A 15,532-nucleotide genomic window follows, 5' to 3' on the forward strand; every position below is an offset into this window, starting at 1 on the left:
TGTGTTTAATTTACGAACGAAACAACCGGCTATATTGGTTCTCATGCCAACTACTGGCCATGGCCACTCCGGTTAGACTATTGCCAATTTGCTCATCATCCATAGCCAATGCATCCGTTACTGCGGCGGTGATGGCAGGCATCAGCTGTACCATTAATCGCTGACCTTCAGTTTGCCCCAACGGCACAATTTTAGTCGCCGCCTGCACCTGATTTTCCAACCAGCTAAAGGAAAAACCCTCGAGCAATGCCTCCACAGAGATGCCAGCATCGACGCCTGCGACGGCAAATAGACTGCAAAAACTTAGCTCTTTTTCACCGCCGGTAATAGACAGCGCGCCAATGTTCAGGCTTTTCAGCAAGCGCTTAAGCGCCGCACCCAACTGGCTATCCTCTAACAGTAACTCCTTGGTTTCACGGCTGGCTAACAGGTAATCATTCCAATCACTAAAAGCCGACTGATCACCGCTCTGAACCGCACGATGCAAACGGATCAACACCGGCAGATCTAAAAATGCCAAACCGTGAGTCATCACCCCCTGCAACCAATCACCGACCTCCTCTGCACAGGTAAGCCAACCGCAATCGATGGCATACTCCAAACCCTGCGAATAGGCATATGCCCCCACTGGCAAGGCTGGGCTGACCAACTGCATCAGCTTTAACCGCGCCAGTGAATCAGTGCTCATGATGATGACTTTGCTGCCCATGATCATGACTATCATCATGGCCATGACTATGACCACCATGATTACCGTAGGCACCATTCTCCGGGTGGAAGGGGCGTTGCTGCCGCTCTACCTCAAGGGCAAAACCTCGCACCATGTTATCCAACACGTAGTCGTGTTGATAACGTAACCAGCCCTCACCCAACTGCAGCGGCATATGGCGGTTACCCAAATGATAAGCCGCCTTTGCCAACAGCCAGGGGTTATCGGTAAGGACGACAGAGACATCTTCCAGTGCTGCCTTGACCAGAATCAGCTGACCATTCTCAGCCAGCAGGCAATCGCCATCGCTGAGTACCTTGCCCCGCTCTATCATCCAGCCCATGGGCTGACCACATCGTGTCTCACTCTTAAATCGAGAGCGTTTGCGCTGATCCCAACTGAGATCAACGATAAGCATCGTCGCCTCTGGTGCTGCAACCACTACTTCTTGGCACATCAACATATCACTACCACCTACTGTGAGTTGTTTGCTTTTTGTCGCGCAATAGCCGATCAAAACAGCGAATATAATTGGCTCATTGGCAACGCTGTCGCCGGTTCGCAATCGAGTAATTGACCGTCGGCCCGCACCTCATAGGTTTCTGGGTCGACCTCCATATGGGGCTGGTAGTCATTCAGTTTCATATCTTTCTTTTTGACACTGCGACAATTTTTCACCGCCACCAAGCGCCGATCTAAACCCAGCTTTTCACCAATGCCAGCAGCCACCGCAGCCTCGCTGACAAAGTTGACGGAAGTCTGACTAACCGCCTTACCCATGGCGCCAAACATCGGCCTAAAATGCACTGGCTGTGGCGTCGGAATAGAGGCGTTAGGATCACCCATCGGCGCGGCGGCAATCATGCCGCCCTTGATAATCATCGCCGGTTTAACACCAAAAAACGCCGGTTTCCACATCACTAGATCGGCCAGCTTACCCACCTCGATAGAACCCACCTCGTGGCTGATACCATGCGCAATAGCCGGGTTGATGGTGTATTTGGCAATATAGCGACGGGCGCGAAAATTGTCACTCCAGTCGCTGTCCTCTGGTAATGCCCCTCGCTGCTGCTTCATTTTGTGAGCCGTCTGCCAGGTCCGCGTCACCACCTCGCCTACCCGCCCCATCGCCTGAGAGTCGGAGCTAATCATCGAGAACGCGCCTAAATCATGCAAAATATCTTCTGCAGCAATCGTCTCTTTGCGTATACGAGAGTCGGCAAAGGCGACATCCTCGGCAATTTTAGGGTCTAAATGATGGCAGACCATCAACATATCGAGGTGCTCATCCACCGTATTGATGGTATAGGGGCGGGTTGGGTTGGTCGACGACGGCAGTACATTATCCAAGCCGCAGGCCTTGATGATATCCGGCGCATGACCGCCACCCGCTCCCTCTGTGTGGTAGGTGTGAATCGTGCGGCCATCAAAGGCCTTAATCGTATCTTCAACAAAACCAGATTCATTCAGCGTATCGGTATGAATAGCCACTTGGATATCGTGCTGTTCCGCCACCGACAAACAGGTATCGATAGAGCTCGGCGTGGTACCCCAGTCTTCATGCAACTTTAAACCACAGACACCGGCCAGCACCTGCTGCTCTAACGCCTCAGGTAAGCTCGTATTACCCTTGCCCAGCAGACCGATATTCATTGGCACCGACTCCACCGCCTGTAACATCTTGCCGATATGCCAGGGACCTGGCGTGCAGGTCGTCGCATTCGTCCCCGTCGCCGGCCCTGTGCCGCCACCAATCATGGTGGTCACGCCGCTCATCAATGCCTCATCGATCTGTTGCGGGCAAATAAAGTGAATATGGGCATCGATGCCTCCGGCGGTGACAATTTGCCCCTCTCCGGCAATGATTTCGGTGCAGGGGCCTATTTCAATATCGACACCGTCTTGAATATCAGGATTTCCCGCCTTACCAATAGCCACAATACGCCCAGCCTTGAGCGCCAAATCCGCCTTGACCACGCCCCAGTAATCGAGAATAACCACATTGGTAATGACGGTATCCGGTGTTAACTCGTAGCCCGCCTGACTCTGTCCCATACCGTCACGAATAACCTTGCCACCACCAAATTTAACCTCTTCGCCGTAATGGGTATAATCTTTTTCGACCTCGATCCACAGCGCTGTATCGGCTAAGCGAACCCTGTCGCCGGTGGTGGGGCCAAACATCTCCGCATAGGTGGTACGATCCATTTTACTCATCGCCCGCCCCCTCTTTTTGCAGCAGTCCCTGTATCTCACCACGGAAGCCATAGACAGCTCTTCGTCCGGCCAACGCAACCAATTCGACAGTACGAGTCTGACCGGGCTCAAAACGCACGGCTGTTCCGGAAATGATATTTAATCGATATCCCAGGCTCAGCTTACGATCAAACTTCAGCGCCGCATTAGTCTCATAGAAATGGTAGTGTGAGCCCACCTGTATTGGACGGTCGGCATTATTAGCAACAACCAACTCTACCGTCTTACGGCCGACATTGAATTCAATATCGCCGCCCTTGGTTTCAATTTTTCCTGGTTTCATTGCCATACCTATACAATTGGATTGTGGACGGTCACCAGTTTGGTGCCATCTGGAAAGGTTGCCTCGACCTGCACCTCATCAACCAAATCGACAACACCTTCCATCACCTGTTCAGCGGTCAGCACCTCACGACCGGCGCTCATCATCTCGGCTACCGTCCTCCCCTCTCGGGCACCTTCCATTACAGCACAGGTAATCAATGCAACCGCCTCTGGATAATTGAGCTTTAAGCCCTTGGCCAATCGCCGCTCGGCCAACAGACCGGCGGTAAATATCAGCAATTTATCTTTTTCTCTTGGGTTTAATTCCACGGTATTGCCCTTGTTAAGTATTCCATATTCGCGGCCGACAGAGAGCCAGCCCACGATGTTGACGAATCAGTGACCATAATAGTTCAAACATCTGCCGTGCAGGCTCGGCGTAAGCACCGAGATAGCGGCCAATCAATATGCCTTTACGGTATGTCAGCGCCAAACGGCCTTCAATACCACTGGCCTCACAACGCTGACGCCAACCATCAACCTCATCATCGCTGCAATCCAGTGTGGCGTAAAAGGTGGCTAACACACTATTACCCGAAAGCCCCCAACGCGCAGCCAAGGCCTCTTCGCCGCCATTAAGCCGTGTTTTCTCAATCAACACGGCGCGCCCCATTTTTTTGATGGTTAAATCGAGCACAACAGTGCCTTTATCAAAGGATTCATCACAGCTTGGTCTGGCCAAACAAATGATATCCCAGCCCAGCACATCGCCCTGTTTGGCCAGATTGATCTCTGTTTTAAGTTCGACATTAGCAGACTGAAAGATAATGGTTTCCTGAGGCAACCATTCGAGACAGCTATGACTGCCCACCGATAAAGAAATCACCTGACGCTGCCATTGTTGATTGGCACGGGCTCGATAAACCTTACCCGCCGCTGGGGTTGTTAGCAGCACTTGGCTATGATCGCGGGCATCTGCCGCAATCAGTAAATCGTCACCGCTGACCATGCCACCGGGCGGATGGAGAATGTAGATATGTGCCCGCCCGCCCTCTGGGTAAAAAGCACGCTGCACTCGCAGCGGCCCCAAATGCCGGCTACGCGTCAGTACTGTTTTTTCGGGACGAGATTCGAACACCAGCTCAAGCCTTGCCGGCCATGTCGTGGTTAACGACTGCGGCTGCTCGGGGGCGATAACGTTAGACAATACCTGCTCCAAACTATCTGATTATTAATCACAATAGTTTATCACCATCATACAAATACCGTCATTAGCCATATGACGTATATCACTCTGCCACAACTATTTAAGCTGCAGCGCTCGCTGACCAATGGCCGCCGACATCTCATTAAAGCCACGCTGCAGTTGGCCGCCGACGAACAGCTTAACCAAAGGAGACAGCCAGCCCTCGAGCTTGAAAGTAGAAACATAACAAGCCTTGCCCGGCTCGGTCTCTGTTACCCAGTGACGCCGATGACTCGACAACATACCAAGAGGCATTTTAATACCGTAACTCAACGCCTCACCCGGCAAGTGTTCAAGAATCGTCTCTTTTTGCGGCTGAGCAAAAAATGGCATCACCCGCACCTTCATGTTGATAGGTGAACCCACGGCCAGGGTCGAATGACAAGCCACCACAAAGGGGTTCCATTCACCGTATTTTTTGGTATCAGTAATCACCTGCCAAACGGTTTCGGTAGTGGTATCTATATCGATCTGATGATTAATCACGACAGCCATGGCCTTCCCTTCTTTTTATTATATTCAGACACTATTATGGTCATGCTAAACGCATAAGTCACTCTCAGGAAAAGGGCAATCCTTCGTGTTACTCCCCTGTTTTGGCGACAAAAAAGCCCGATAACAGATCAATGTTATCGGGCTTTTTTTATCACCTGACAGTGATATCAGCCGGCATTAAAATCCAGCATCCGCTGCAAAGGCTTCATCGCAGCAACCCGCAAGGTCTCATCCACCTGAATCTCATTTAAGCCAAATTCCAGTGACTGCAGCAGGTTTTGTAATTCGTTCATTCCCATCCACGGGCAACTGGCACAACTGCGACAAGTCGCACCGCTACCGGCAGTCGGCGCTACAATCAACTCTTTATCCGGCACTTCTTGCTGCATCTTGTAGAAGATACCCTGGTCAGTAGCGACAATAAATTGCTGGTTCGGCATCTCTTTTGCCGCGCGGATAATCTGCGACGTCGAGCCCGCCATATCGGCCAGCTCCACAACAGAGGCTGGCGACTCAGGGTGAACAAGAACCGCCGCATCCGGATAAACCTGTTTCAAATCCACAATGCCCTGCGCCTTAAATTCCTCGTGCACAATACAAGAGCCATCCCAGCACAGAACATCGGCACCGGTCTGCTTTTGCACATAACCACCCAAATGCTTGTCTGGCGCCCAGAGGATTTTTTCACCCAGGCTGTCGAGGTGATCTACCACCTCAAGCGCAATGCTCGAGGTGACCACCCAGTCTGCACGCGCCTTAACTGCCGCCGAAGTGTTGGCATAAACAACCACGGTTCTATCGGGGTGCTGATCACAAAAATCATTGAACTGATCGATCGGGCAGCCGATATCAAGTGAGCATGTTGCCTCCAGCGTCGGCATTAGAATGCGCTTTTCTGGTGACAGTATTTTTGCCGTCTCGCCCATAAATTTAACACCGGCAACAATCAGTGTTTCAGCTGCATGGTTCTTACCAAAGCGTGCCATCTCTAAAGAATCAGAGACGCATCCACCGGTCTCTTCAGCCAGCGCCTGAATAATAGGCGAGGTATAGTAGTGAGCAACAATAGCGGCATTCTTTTCTTTCAGGAGCTTTTTAATCTGCCCCACCAACAGCTGATCCTGCTCAGCGGTTGGCTTATCACCCTGCTCAGACGTTAAGTAGTCTCGGACCAAGGCTCGATCATTTTGTTGTTCAATAACAGACATAGCAAATACATAGTTCGATGAATGACGGCGCAATCATACCACGTCCGTATCGCGGGAGAAAATAATCAGACGCAACAAAAAAGGGGAGCCTAATAGGCTCCCCTTTTTAAATATGGTGGGTCGTACTGGATTCGAACCAGTGACCAATTGGTTAAAAGCCAACTGCTCTACCAACTGAGCTAACGACCCGTATAACGAAATTTAACTTTGCAGATAAATATTCTTGCGCTCAGTTGAGTGGCGGCGATTTTACCCACTGGCTTATACCTTGGCAAGTACTTTCTTGCTGTTTGCCCAACTATTTATATTCGAGCTTTTTTCAGTCTGTTTCGGCACGGAAAATTGCTAAATTTCAGACAAAAAAAGAGGACTTACCCGACGGCAAATCCTCTCTTTAAAATATGGTGGGTCGTACTGGATTCGAACCAGTGACCAATTGGTTAAAAGCCAACTGCTCTACCAACTGAGCTAACGACCCTCGTTGGAACGGCGCAAATAATACCTTTTGCCGAAAAAAACACAAGTACTATTTACAACTTTCTAATAACAATTTACAAATCGACCTCTAAAACTGTCCTAACTCAACAATCTTAAGGCCTATTACAATCAATAGTGCTGCCGCAAAAAGTCCTCAGCCATTTTACTGGTAGGAAGAGACTGGCCCTGGTACTTGCCTACAATATCCTCCATCAAAGTCTTGGCCTTGGCCTTATCACCCAATTGATAATATGTCTTGCCGAGTTTAAACATGGCATCGGGCGCTTTTCGATCATTCGGGTACTGACTAATCAGCTGCTCAAATAACTGCCTGGCCTTTTCGCTATCCGGCTTTAACAATGACAACTCGGCTGCCCAATAATAAGCATTTGGGGTGTATTTACCATTTGGGTAAGCCACTAAGAAAGCATCAAAGGCTGTCGTTGCCTGCTCGATTTTTTGTTGCCGAATCAGACCATAGGCCTCATCATAAGCCGCCTTTTCTCCTGCACCCGCAGACTGGCCTGACGCTGGAACCACAGCGGTAGCAGGTGAGACTGCTGTTGCTCCGCCCTGTATCGCAGTGAGACGTCGGTCAATACTCAGGTAATCATCTTTTCGCTGCTGCTGAAGCTGACGAATGGTATGCGATTGCTCTTCCACAATACCGCGCAATTGCATGACCTCTTGCTGCAACATCTGCAACTGGTTAAACAACTCCGCTCCACCTTGATTTTGACTGATAGGGGCTGCTAAAACAGGTTGCTCTATCGGTTTGGTGGCGGTGGCATCAACAATTTCTATCTGCCCAATAGCAAAAGGGGAGTGCAAAAGCACTCCCCCCGCAAAGGCCGAGATAATGGCAGTCATGCTGTTTTTCATCTAGCCCTCTTCGATATAACGTCAGTACTTATTTAGAGTACTTCAGCTCTACACGACGGTTCTGTGACCAAACTGAATCACCGTAACCCTGTACAGCAGGCTTCTCTTCACCGTAGCTGATGACTTCGATCTGAGCGCGAGGCACGCCCTGAATAGCTAAATAGTTGGCAACGGCCTGGGCACGACGCTCACCTAGCGCAAGGTTATACTCAGGAGTACCACGCTCATCGGCGTGACCTTCTAAGCGAATAACACCTGGCAGCTCCTTAAGAACCATGGCCTGCGCATCAAGATCGGCACGAACATCAGCGCTCAGCGTTGAAGTATCGAAAGCGAAAAGGTATACGTTGTTTAGTGCGGCTTCAGCAGCAGCTTGGGCATCGGCGGCAGCTTGAGCAGCAGCGGCTTCGGCAGCGGCTTGTTCAGCAGCGGCAGCTTCGGCGGCAGCGGCATCATCAGCTTCTTGGGTAGAAGAACAACCAGATACCAATGCCATTGCTACGGCTAGGCCGGCAGCAGTTTTTAACTTTTGTAGAGCCATGATAATAATCTCATCTTTAACGGTTAATGGCCGGAATCAGATTTCCTTTAACGGATCACTCATTCTACGTCCTGTTGTATACCAAACCAAGAATAGTAAAGTAAATCAGGTCTTTCCTGCAATAGCGGGTTTAGCGTTTTTTGATCTGTGGCACGCCAAAATGGTAGAGCCATGACCAGTTTCACACTAATTTGACAACTTGATTATAGTGCAATGTCTAAAAAATACACGGCAAACCAATTGGCTAGGCAAGAATACGCTTAATGCTATCGATCAACATATCGATAAATTGCTGCTGATCAAACTCACCATCATTCACAATATAGCTGCAAAGCCCTTGAAACATAAGGCTATCAATAAGCAACCACTTAATTTTTATCACGCTGGGCTCGCGCGCTGGCAGCAGCTCTCCCAGCATTTGCTTCAGCCTGATAGTGTTTGGCAGCTGAGCAACTCGCTTGCGGCGCAGCATGGCGTAATCCTGCTGCGACATGAGCTGACTGTTTATACGCAGAAAATAACGGCCCGACTCACCACCGTTGAGCATTTGCTGCAGCGGCAAAATCAGCACCTCTATGGCGTCGTGAAGGGTGTAATCAGAACCCAGCTTGTCAATTAAAGCGCCTCGGCAATCATCAACGGCCAGTGCATGTTTATCCAGCACCGCATCAATCAATGCCTGCTTACCACCAAAGTGATACTGCAGAGCGTTGCGGTTTTTTTGTTCTGCCTGTCGATTAATATCGGCCAGGGTCACACTATCTATACCTTTAACAGCAAATAAGTACTCTGCAGCGTCGATTAAGCGGTTGCGGGTAATATGGGTATCTTTTCTCACAAATTGGTCCTGATTAAAATCATTGGCCTAACACTTGGGCTTAGGCCAAAATATTACATTTTAGTCATAAAAGACAGCGGTTAATTCACAGCACTTAAAATACCAACACCAACAGTTAATACCTCGCCATTAATTAATGCAAGCACCCAACCGTCAAAACACCCATTCCAATACACCAAAAAACAAAAAACCCCGCACAGGCGGGGCTTTTATGGCTGCAAACAAAGCGAGCCGCTACGCGTCGTAAGGGTCGCGTAGAACAATAGTCTCAACGCGATCAGGGCCTGTCGATACGATATCGATTGGTGCACCGACCAACACTTCCAGACGCTTCACATAGGCGACCGCATTAGCAGGCAACTGATCGATCGTCTTGGCGCCAAAGGTCGACTCAGACCAACCTGGCATCTCCTCATACACTGGCGTTAAAGCAGCATAGGCCTCGGCATCAGTTGGCTGACCAATGTCATTACCGGCAGCATCCTTATAACCAACACAGATTTTAATTGTCTCCATGCCGTCCAGTACATCTAACTTTGTCAGACAGATGCCGCTGACAGAGTTAATACGAACCGCGTGACGAACCAACATAGCATCAAACCAGCCACAGCGGCGCTCACGACCGGTGGTTGCACCAAATTCATGACCACGCTCGCCAAGACCTTGGCCAACATCATCAAACAATTCAGTTGGGAATGGGCCGCCACCAACACGTGTGGTGTAAGCCTTGGTGATACCTAAAACATAATCTAAATACAGTGGACCGACGCCACTACCGCTAGAAACACCACCGGCAGTGGTGTTAGAAGAGGTTACAAATGGGTAGGTACCGTGGTCGATGTCTAACAGCGTACCCTGGGCCCCCTCAAACATGATGTTTTCGCCAGCTTCGCGCAGCTCGTGCAGCGTCTCAGTAACATCTTCAATCATTGGTACAATCTGCTCAGCCATGGCGAGGCAATCGGCTAAGGTCTTATCGTAATCGACAGCCTCAACCTTATAATACTGAGTCAGGGCAAAGTTATGATATTCCAAGACTTCTTTTAGCTTCTCAGCAAAGCGCTCAGGGTAAAGCATATCGCCAAGACGGAGGCCGCGGCGAGCGACTTTATCTTCGTAAGCAGGGCCGATACCGCGACCGGTGGTACCGATCTTCTTGCCTTCACACTTAGCAGCTTCACGCGCCACATCGAGGGCAACATGATAGGGCAGGATCAGCGGGCAAGCAGGGCTTAAACGCAGACGATCGCGAACAGGGACGTTACTCGCCTCCAAGCCTGCAATCTCTTTCAATAAAGCGTCAGGGGCAACCACCACGCCATTACCAATCAAGCACTTAACGTTTTCACGCAAGATGCCTGAAGGAATCAGGTGTAGGACAGTTTTCTTACCATCGATAACCAGTGTATGACCTGCGTTGTGGCCACCTTGAAAGCGGGCCACTGCAGCAGCCTTATCGGTTAACAAGTCTACTATTTTACCTTTGCCCTCGTCACCCCACTGGGTACCGAGTACGACTACGTTTTTGCTCATGGGTACGTATCTCAACGTTGAGTTAAATCAGTATCATTTTGTGATTGGCTGTAATGACCACTGGTCACCACTGCCAACTAATAAATGAGTACAATTTGAACCGGCAGCCTGTTTTGGCAGGCCACAAATTACAATTTTCTTTTCATGACGCAGGTTTTGAATCTGCTGCCACTGGCCGTGATCGTCGCTGTAAGGCGCGAAGATAATATCGGCGTTTTCAACCTTATTCACCGCCAAGTTCAGCAGCGATTTTAATTCGGTGGTAAAACCTGTCGCCGGACGCGCACGGCCAAAAACCCTGCCAATATCATCATAGCGACCACCATTGGCGACGGCATAACCACAGCCATTGGCGTAGGCGCCAAAGACCAAGCCTGTATGATAGTGATATCCCCGCAACTCACTTAAATCAAAGTATAAGTTCAAGTCGCCGTGGCGCAATTGGATCTGCTCTGCCACTTCGCGTAATTGTTTGATGGCCTGAATGACTTCGTCACTGGCATTCGCCAGCAACGCCTCGGCCTTAGCCAGCACCGAAATATCCCCATAGAGCTGGGTAAAGGCCGACATCTGTGCAGCCAATTCAGCATCGGGGATGTATTGCGCGATCACCGCATTGATTTCGCCGACAGCCTTGCGCTGCAGCACTTCAAATAATTCGTTTTCTTGGTCTGTTGTCAAACCAGCATCAGCCGCTAAGCTGCGGAAAATTCCCACATGTCCCAGTTCTAGCGTAACATCCCCGATCCCCACACTGCTCAGTGTTTCTAGCATCAAAGAAATGACTTCAATATCGGCTGCGACACTGCCTTCACCGTACAACTCGGCACCCAGCTGTATCGGCGAGCGAGAGGCCATTAACGACTTCGGCTTAGTGTGCAGCACGCTGCCTGCGTAGCATAGTCGAGTAGGCTCATCACTGCGAATACTGTGCGCATCGATTCTGGCAGCCTGAGCGGTAATGTCGGGACGAATAGCCATCTGACGGCCGGATAGCTGATCGGTAACTGTAAAACTGCTTAACTCAACATCACTGCCCATACCGATCAGTAGAGAATCGGTAAATTCAATCAGCGGCGGCATGACCAACTCATAGCCCCAGCTGCGATATAAATCGAGTAGACGTCGGCGCATGTTTTCTGCCTGCTGAGCCTGTGCCGGCAACAATTCCTCGACACCCTCTGGAAGCAACCACCTATCCGCTACAGTCATTTATTTGCCTCTACCACTTGCATCAATCAATCAATTAGCTGCGAACAACTGTTAATAACATTGTTCCCAACACCATAATAATTAAACCAAACCAACGTATTGTATTATTCCGCTGGGCGGCTAATTTTAATAAGCTTAAACGCCATTGCTGCGGCGCCAAGAAAGGCATAACGCCCTCAATAATCATGACCAAACTTAGGGCTGTGAGCATCTCTATCCACATAAAAAACCCTCAAAAGCCACGCATAAAAAAACCGGGAATCCCCGGTTGACGAATACTAACACAGAACTATTCAGGCTAAAAACGACAATTGACCTTAACCTTCAATTTAATTGGCAGCCGCCCTTGGACGACCGCCAATCAACTTACTTTTTACCTTTGCTGTCACCCAGGTAGCGGAAGAAATCGCTGGAAGGATCGACGACCATAATGTCGGACTTATTAGAGAAGCTATTGCGATAAGCCTCTAAGCTACGCACGAAGGCATAGAACTCCGGATCTTGATTGTAAGCATTGGCATATATTGAGGCAGCCTCCGCATCACCCTCACCGCGCAGTACCTGCGAATCCCTAAAAGCATTAGCCTCGATAATAGTACGCTGACGCTCGGCCGCTGCGCTGATACCTTCTGCTAATTCTCTACCTTGGGCGCGATGCTCACGTGCCTCACGCTGACGCTCGGTATTCATCCGCGCATAAACAGACTCAGATACCTCAGCGGGTAAGTCGATCTGCTTTACCCGGATATCGACAAGCTCTATACCCAGCTGTGCACGCATGGTCTTGTCGAGGCGAGTGGTTAACTCCTCCATCAATTCATCCCGCTGCCCTGAGACAACCTCGTGCATTGAACGACGACCGAACTGGGCACGCAGACCATCATTGATTCGACGAGCCAAGATGTTCTGTGCATTCATCTCATCACCACTGGTCGAAGTGTAAAACTTCTCCACATCGGCAATCCGCCACTTGGCGAAGTAGTCAACGATAACGGCCTTTTTCTCCAGCGTTAAATAACGTGCAGAGGGCGAGTCCAGCGTCAGTAACCGGGCATCAAACTTACGCACGGTGTTGACGAATGGAATTTTTATATGCAGACCGGGCTTAACATCGGGCTGTACCACGGCACCAAACTTGAGCAATACAGCACGCTCAGTTTCTTTCACCACATATAAACTGTTCGAGGCAACTAACACCAACAGTGCTAACAGGCCCAATATCAACGGCGATTTATTATTCATTTAACGCCCCCCTCTGTTGCTAGTGCGAGTGTCACTGCTGCTGGTGCTGGCCGATTGGCGACGTAAATTCTCGCTAATCTTACGCAAATCACTGTCAGTCAAATTCACAGACTTAGCACTGCTCGGCGAACTGTTAATCATTTTATCGAGGGGGAGATACATCAGGTTATTACCACCTTCAACATCCATCAACACCTTCGAGCTACTGGTCATTACCTCCTGCATGGTATCAAGGTAGAGACGCTCTCTGGTTACCTGCGGAGCTCTCTTATACTCGGTCAACAGTGCGGTAAAGCGTTGGGATTCACCCTCAGCTTGAGCGACAACCTTATCCTTATAACCATTGGCCTCTTCGATCACACGCTGCGCAGCACCTCGCGCCTCGGGAACGATACCATTGGCATAAGTTTCTGCCTCATTCTTAACACGCTGCTCATCTTCACGCGCCTTGATTACATCATCAAAGGCCGCTTGCACCTGCTTAGGCGCCTGGGTGTTTTCGATGGTGACTCGCGCCACGGCAATCCCTGTGTCATAGCTGTCGAGATAACGCTGCAAACGTCCGGTCACATCGATAGCTACCTGATCACGACCCTCGGTCAAAATAGGGTGCATCTCGGTTGAACCAACAACATGACGCAAAGCACTCTCAGTGGCTTGAGCCAAGCTGCGCTCGGGATCACGAACGGCCAAAGCAAAATTCTTTGGATCGGCGACGGTATACTGAACCGATAGACTGACCTCAACGATATTCTCATCTTCAGTCAGCATTAACGCCGTATGCCCAAACGAGCGTATACGAGTGACGTTGACGACTTGGCGCTGATCGATAAGCGCTGGATTCCAGTGCAAGCCTGGGCCAACGATTTCATTGAACTGGCCAAGGCGCAAAACAACGGCGCGCTCCTGCTGGTCAATTTTATATACGCCAGCTGCAAACCAAAGACCCAGCACAACAAGCGCTACAAGACCGAGCAATGCACCACTGGCACCACCACCTGTAGAGCTGCCACCAGGCTTATTGCCGCCCATCATTTTACCGATCCGTTCTTGAAACTTTTTCATCGCTTCATCGAGGTCCGGTGGCCCGTTTTTGTCGCCACCGTTGTTATTTCCCCACGGATCCTTTTGGTTGTTACCACCGCCAGGTTCATTCCAGGCCATTATGACCCTCCGTCATATCAATAGTTGATGTGTATAAATAAACCCCCATCAGTTGCCGAGGGCTAATGTTTCAGTCTAACAGATTTATTTTACCTCACGGCTAAATTACTGCTTAGCCGCAGGTTAACAATATTTACTGTTCCCACTCCTCAACTGGCATCGCGATGCCGAGGCTTGTTGGATTAATTTTTTCTGCGCTGAGTAGCTTCAACAGTTCAAAACGAGGCATTCTCACCTCGATCTCAATATTACCACTATCATCATAGCGCTCGGCAAGCACTGACGATGTTTCATACAGCCTCGCCCGCAAACGAGAGAATTCCGGCGGCAGACTGATGGTTTGATGCAGCAAATCACCGGCTAACAATTCAGACAGCGCCTCGAACAATAACTCGACACCCTCACCTGTTTTAGCGGATAACCAAACGCGCTCCGGCACACCCTTGTCGTCGCGGTCAATTCTCGGCGCCATGCCATCGATCAGATCAATTTTGTTATAGACCTCTAAGCGCAGAATATTATCCGCATCAATTTCCGTCAATACCGCCTCCACCTGCTCAATATTAGCCAGGCGCTCCTCAGTGGCCGCATCAATAACATGCACCAGTAGATCTGCAGAAGCAGCCTCTTCCAGTGTTGCCTTAAACGCGGTAACCAGGCGGTGCGGCAGGTGCCGAATAAAGCCAACGGTATCGGCTAAAATGGTTGCACCGGCACCTTGGACATCAATACGACGCATCGTCGGATCCAGCGTGGCGAACAATTGATCCGCCGCATAAACCTCGGACTTAGTAATATAATTGAACAGCGTCGACTTACCTGCGTTGGTATAACCAACCAAGGACACTGTCGGTATATCAGCCCGCGACCGGGCACGACGCCCCTGCTCGCGCTGCTTCTGCACCTTGCTTAACCGACCATTGATATATTTGATTCGCTCACGCAACAAACGCCTATCGCTTTCGAGCTGGGTTTCACCCGGGCCGCGTAAACCAATACCACCTTTTTGTCGCTCAAGGTGAGTCCAACCTCGAATCAAACGCGTCGACATATGGTGCAACTGAGCCAGCTCAACCTGCAATTTACCCTCATGCGTTCGCGCACGCTGAGCAAATATATCCAAAATCAAACCGGTACGATCAAGCACGCGACACTGAAGCTCGGCCTCGATATTGCGCTCTTGGGAAGGACTTAACTGATGGTTAAAAATAACCACTTCGGCTTCGTGCACAGCAACGGCTTGACGAATTTCCTCAAGCTTGCCGGTACCAACGAAAAAGCGTGGCGTGGGGAGCTTTCGCTGCCCCATTACAAAAGCAACCGGATCGCCACCAGCAGAAAGAACAAGCTCTTCAAATTCTCGAGGGTCTTCTCTCTGCGCCTCATGACCAAAATCAATATGGACAAGAACGGCTAGCTCACCGGTTTCGGGTCGTTCAAAAAACAACGATTATTACCCCGTTTA

At 50.0% G+C, this 15,532-nt stretch carries 17 protein-coding genes and 2 tRNA genes; all 19 read right to left on the bottom strand.

Annotation, left to right across the window (positions count from 1 at the left end):
• Nucleotides 1-10: 10 nt before the first annotated feature.
• The 19 genes from L9P87_RS08705 to hflX all read right to left on the bottom strand — a co-directional run bounded on the left by L9P87_RS08705 (nt 11) and on the right by hflX (nt 15,514).
• The gene (locus tag L9P87_RS08705) at nt 11-724 is read right to left on the bottom strand and encodes an urease accessory protein UreF (RefSeq protein ID WP_354001892.1); all 714 of its coding nucleotides are present in this window, start codon (nt 722-724) and stop codon (nt 11-13) included.
• Nucleotides 678-1,172, bottom strand: coding sequence for an urease accessory protein UreE (gene ureE, locus L9P87_RS08710; RefSeq protein ID WP_237444290.1), 495 nt, complete (start codon nt 1,170-1,172; stop codon nt 678-680). Before ureE ends, L9P87_RS08705 begins: the two co-directional genes overlap by 47 nt.
• 50 nt (nt 1,173-1,222) lie before the next feature.
• A complete protein-coding gene (gene ureC, locus L9P87_RS08715; RefSeq protein WP_237444291.1) occupies nt 1,223-2,926 on the bottom strand; it encodes an urease subunit alpha in 1,704 nt (567 codons plus the stop codon).
• Entirely contained in the window at nt 2,919-3,248 is a 330-nt protein-coding gene (locus L9P87_RS08720) for an urease subunit beta (RefSeq protein ID WP_237444292.1), read from the bottom strand. The genes ureC and L9P87_RS08720 overlap by 8 nt, the downstream gene beginning before the upstream one ends.
• 8 nt (nt 3,249-3,256) lie before the next feature.
• Nucleotides 3,257-3,559, bottom strand: a complete 303-nt coding sequence (ureA, locus tag L9P87_RS08725) for an urease subunit gamma (RefSeq protein ID WP_237444293.1) — start codon at nt 3,557-3,559, stop codon at nt 3,257-3,259.
• Between the two features lie 13 nt (nt 3,560-3,572).
• Nucleotides 3,573-4,436: an urease accessory protein UreD gene (locus tag L9P87_RS08730; protein WP_237444294.1), complete on the bottom strand. Its 864-nt coding sequence runs from the start codon at nt 4,434-4,436 to the stop codon at nt 3,573-3,575.
• A gap of 96 nt (nt 4,437-4,532) precedes the next feature.
• Nucleotides 4,533-4,970, bottom strand: a complete 438-nt coding sequence (locus L9P87_RS08735) for an SRPBCC domain-containing protein (protein WP_237444295.1) — start codon at nt 4,968-4,970, stop codon at nt 4,533-4,535.
• Between the two features lie 167 nt (nt 4,971-5,137).
• The gene (nadA, locus tag L9P87_RS08740) at nt 5,138-6,178 is read right to left on the bottom strand and encodes a quinolinate synthase NadA (RefSeq protein ID WP_237444296.1); all 1,041 of its coding nucleotides are present in this window, start codon (nt 6,176-6,178) and stop codon (nt 5,138-5,140) included.
• Between the two features lie 113 nt (nt 6,179-6,291).
• A tRNA-Lys gene (locus L9P87_RS08745) sits at nt 6,292-6,367 on the bottom strand.
• 213 nt (nt 6,368-6,580) lie between these two features.
• Nucleotides 6,581-6,656, bottom strand: a tRNA-Lys gene (locus L9P87_RS08750).
• A 128-nt stretch (nt 6,657-6,784) separates the two neighbouring features.
• Entirely contained in the window at nt 6,785-7,537 is a 753-nt protein-coding gene (gene ybgF / locus L9P87_RS08755; protein ID WP_237444297.1) for a tol-pal system protein YbgF, read from the bottom strand.
• Between the two features lie 28 nt (nt 7,538-7,565).
• Nucleotides 7,566-8,078, bottom strand: a complete 513-nt coding sequence (locus tag L9P87_RS08760) for an OmpA family protein (protein WP_237444298.1) — start codon at nt 8,076-8,078, stop codon at nt 7,566-7,568.
• Between the two features lie 244 nt (nt 8,079-8,322).
• Nucleotides 8,323-8,916 (bottom strand): TetR/AcrR family transcriptional regulator, encoded by a 594-nt coding sequence (locus L9P87_RS08765; protein ID WP_237444299.1) that lies wholly within the window; start codon nt 8,914-8,916, stop codon nt 8,323-8,325.
• Between the two features lie 234 nt (nt 8,917-9,150).
• On the bottom strand, nt 9,151-10,449 hold the full coding sequence (locus tag L9P87_RS08770; protein ID WP_237444300.1) for an adenylosuccinate synthase: 1,299 nt from the start codon (nt 10,447-10,449) through the stop codon (nt 9,151-9,153).
• Between the two features lie 33 nt (nt 10,450-10,482).
• The gene (locus L9P87_RS08775; RefSeq protein ID WP_237444301.1) at nt 10,483-11,661 is read right to left on the bottom strand and encodes an ATP phosphoribosyltransferase regulatory subunit; all 1,179 of its coding nucleotides are present in this window, start codon (nt 11,659-11,661) and stop codon (nt 10,483-10,485) included.
• A 34-nt stretch (nt 11,662-11,695) separates the two neighbouring features.
• Nucleotides 11,696-11,884, bottom strand: coding sequence for a DUF2065 domain-containing protein (locus L9P87_RS17905; RefSeq protein WP_354001885.1), 189 nt, complete (start codon nt 11,882-11,884; stop codon nt 11,696-11,698).
• A 143-nt stretch (nt 11,885-12,027) separates the two neighbouring features.
• Nucleotides 12,028-12,903: a protease modulator HflC gene (hflC, locus tag L9P87_RS08780; RefSeq protein WP_237444302.1), complete on the bottom strand. Its 876-nt coding sequence runs from the start codon at nt 12,901-12,903 to the stop codon at nt 12,028-12,030.
• Complete coding sequence (gene hflK / locus L9P87_RS08785; protein WP_237444303.1) at nt 12,904-14,067, bottom strand: FtsH protease activity modulator HflK; 1,164 nt, start codon at nt 14,065-14,067, stop codon at nt 12,904-12,906.
• 133 nt (nt 14,068-14,200) lie between these two features.
• A complete protein-coding gene (gene hflX, locus L9P87_RS08790; RefSeq protein WP_237444304.1) occupies nt 14,201-15,514 on the bottom strand; it encodes a ribosome rescue GTPase HflX in 1,314 nt (437 codons plus the stop codon).
• Nucleotides 15,515-15,532 lie beyond the last annotated feature (18 nt).

Origin of the sequence: Sinobacterium norvegicum, from assembly GCF_923077115.1 — a bacterium.
Lineage (GTDB): Bacteria > Pseudomonadota > Gammaproteobacteria > Pseudomonadales > Sinobacteriaceae > Sinobacterium > Sinobacterium norvegicum.

Bases quoted from the DNA above. Each gene is read 5' to 3' on its own strand.
- L9P87_RS08705 (WP_354001892.1), bottom strand. From the start codon at position 724: ATGATAGTCATGATCATGGGCAGCAAAGTCATCATCATGAGCACTGAT.
- ureE (WP_237444290.1), bottom strand. From the start codon at position 1,172: ATGTTGATGTGCCAAGAAGTAGTGGTTGCAGCACCAGAGGCGACGATG.
- ureC (WP_237444291.1), bottom strand. From the start codon at position 2,926: ATGAGTAAAATGGATCGTACCACCTATGCGGAGATGTTTGGCCCCACC.
- L9P87_RS08720 (WP_237444292.1), bottom strand. From the start codon at position 3,248: ATGAAACCAGGAAAAATTGAAACCAAGGGCGGCGATATTGAATTCAAT.
- L9P87_RS08735 (WP_237444295.1), bottom strand. From the start codon at position 4,970: ATGGCTGTCGTGATTAATCATCAGATCGATATAGATACCACTACCGAA.
- nadA (WP_237444296.1), bottom strand. From the start codon at position 6,178: ATGTCTGTTATTGAACAACAAAATGATCGAGCCTTGGTCCGAGACTAC.
- ybgF (WP_237444297.1), bottom strand. From the start codon at position 7,537: ATGAAAAACAGCATGACTGCCATTATCTCGGCCTTTGCGGGGGGAGTG.
- L9P87_RS08760 (WP_237444298.1), bottom strand. From the start codon at position 8,078: ATGGCTCTACAAAAGTTAAAAACTGCTGCCGGCCTAGCCGTAGCAATG.
- L9P87_RS08770 (WP_237444300.1), bottom strand. From the start codon at position 10,449: ATGAGCAAAAACGTAGTCGTACTCGGTACCCAGTGGGGTGACGAGGGC.
- L9P87_RS08775 (WP_237444301.1), bottom strand. From the start codon at position 11,661: ATGACTGTAGCGGATAGGTGGTTGCTTCCAGAGGGTGTCGAGGAATTG.
- L9P87_RS17905 (WP_354001885.1), bottom strand. From the start codon at position 11,884: ATGTGGATAGAGATGCTCACAGCCCTAAGTTTGGTCATGATTATTGAG.
- hflC (WP_237444302.1), bottom strand. From the start codon at position 12,903: ATGAATAATAAATCGCCGTTGATATTGGGCCTGTTAGCACTGTTGGTG.
- hflK (WP_237444303.1), bottom strand. From the start codon at position 14,067: ATGGCCTGGAATGAACCTGGCGGTGGTAACAACCAAAAGGATCCGTGG.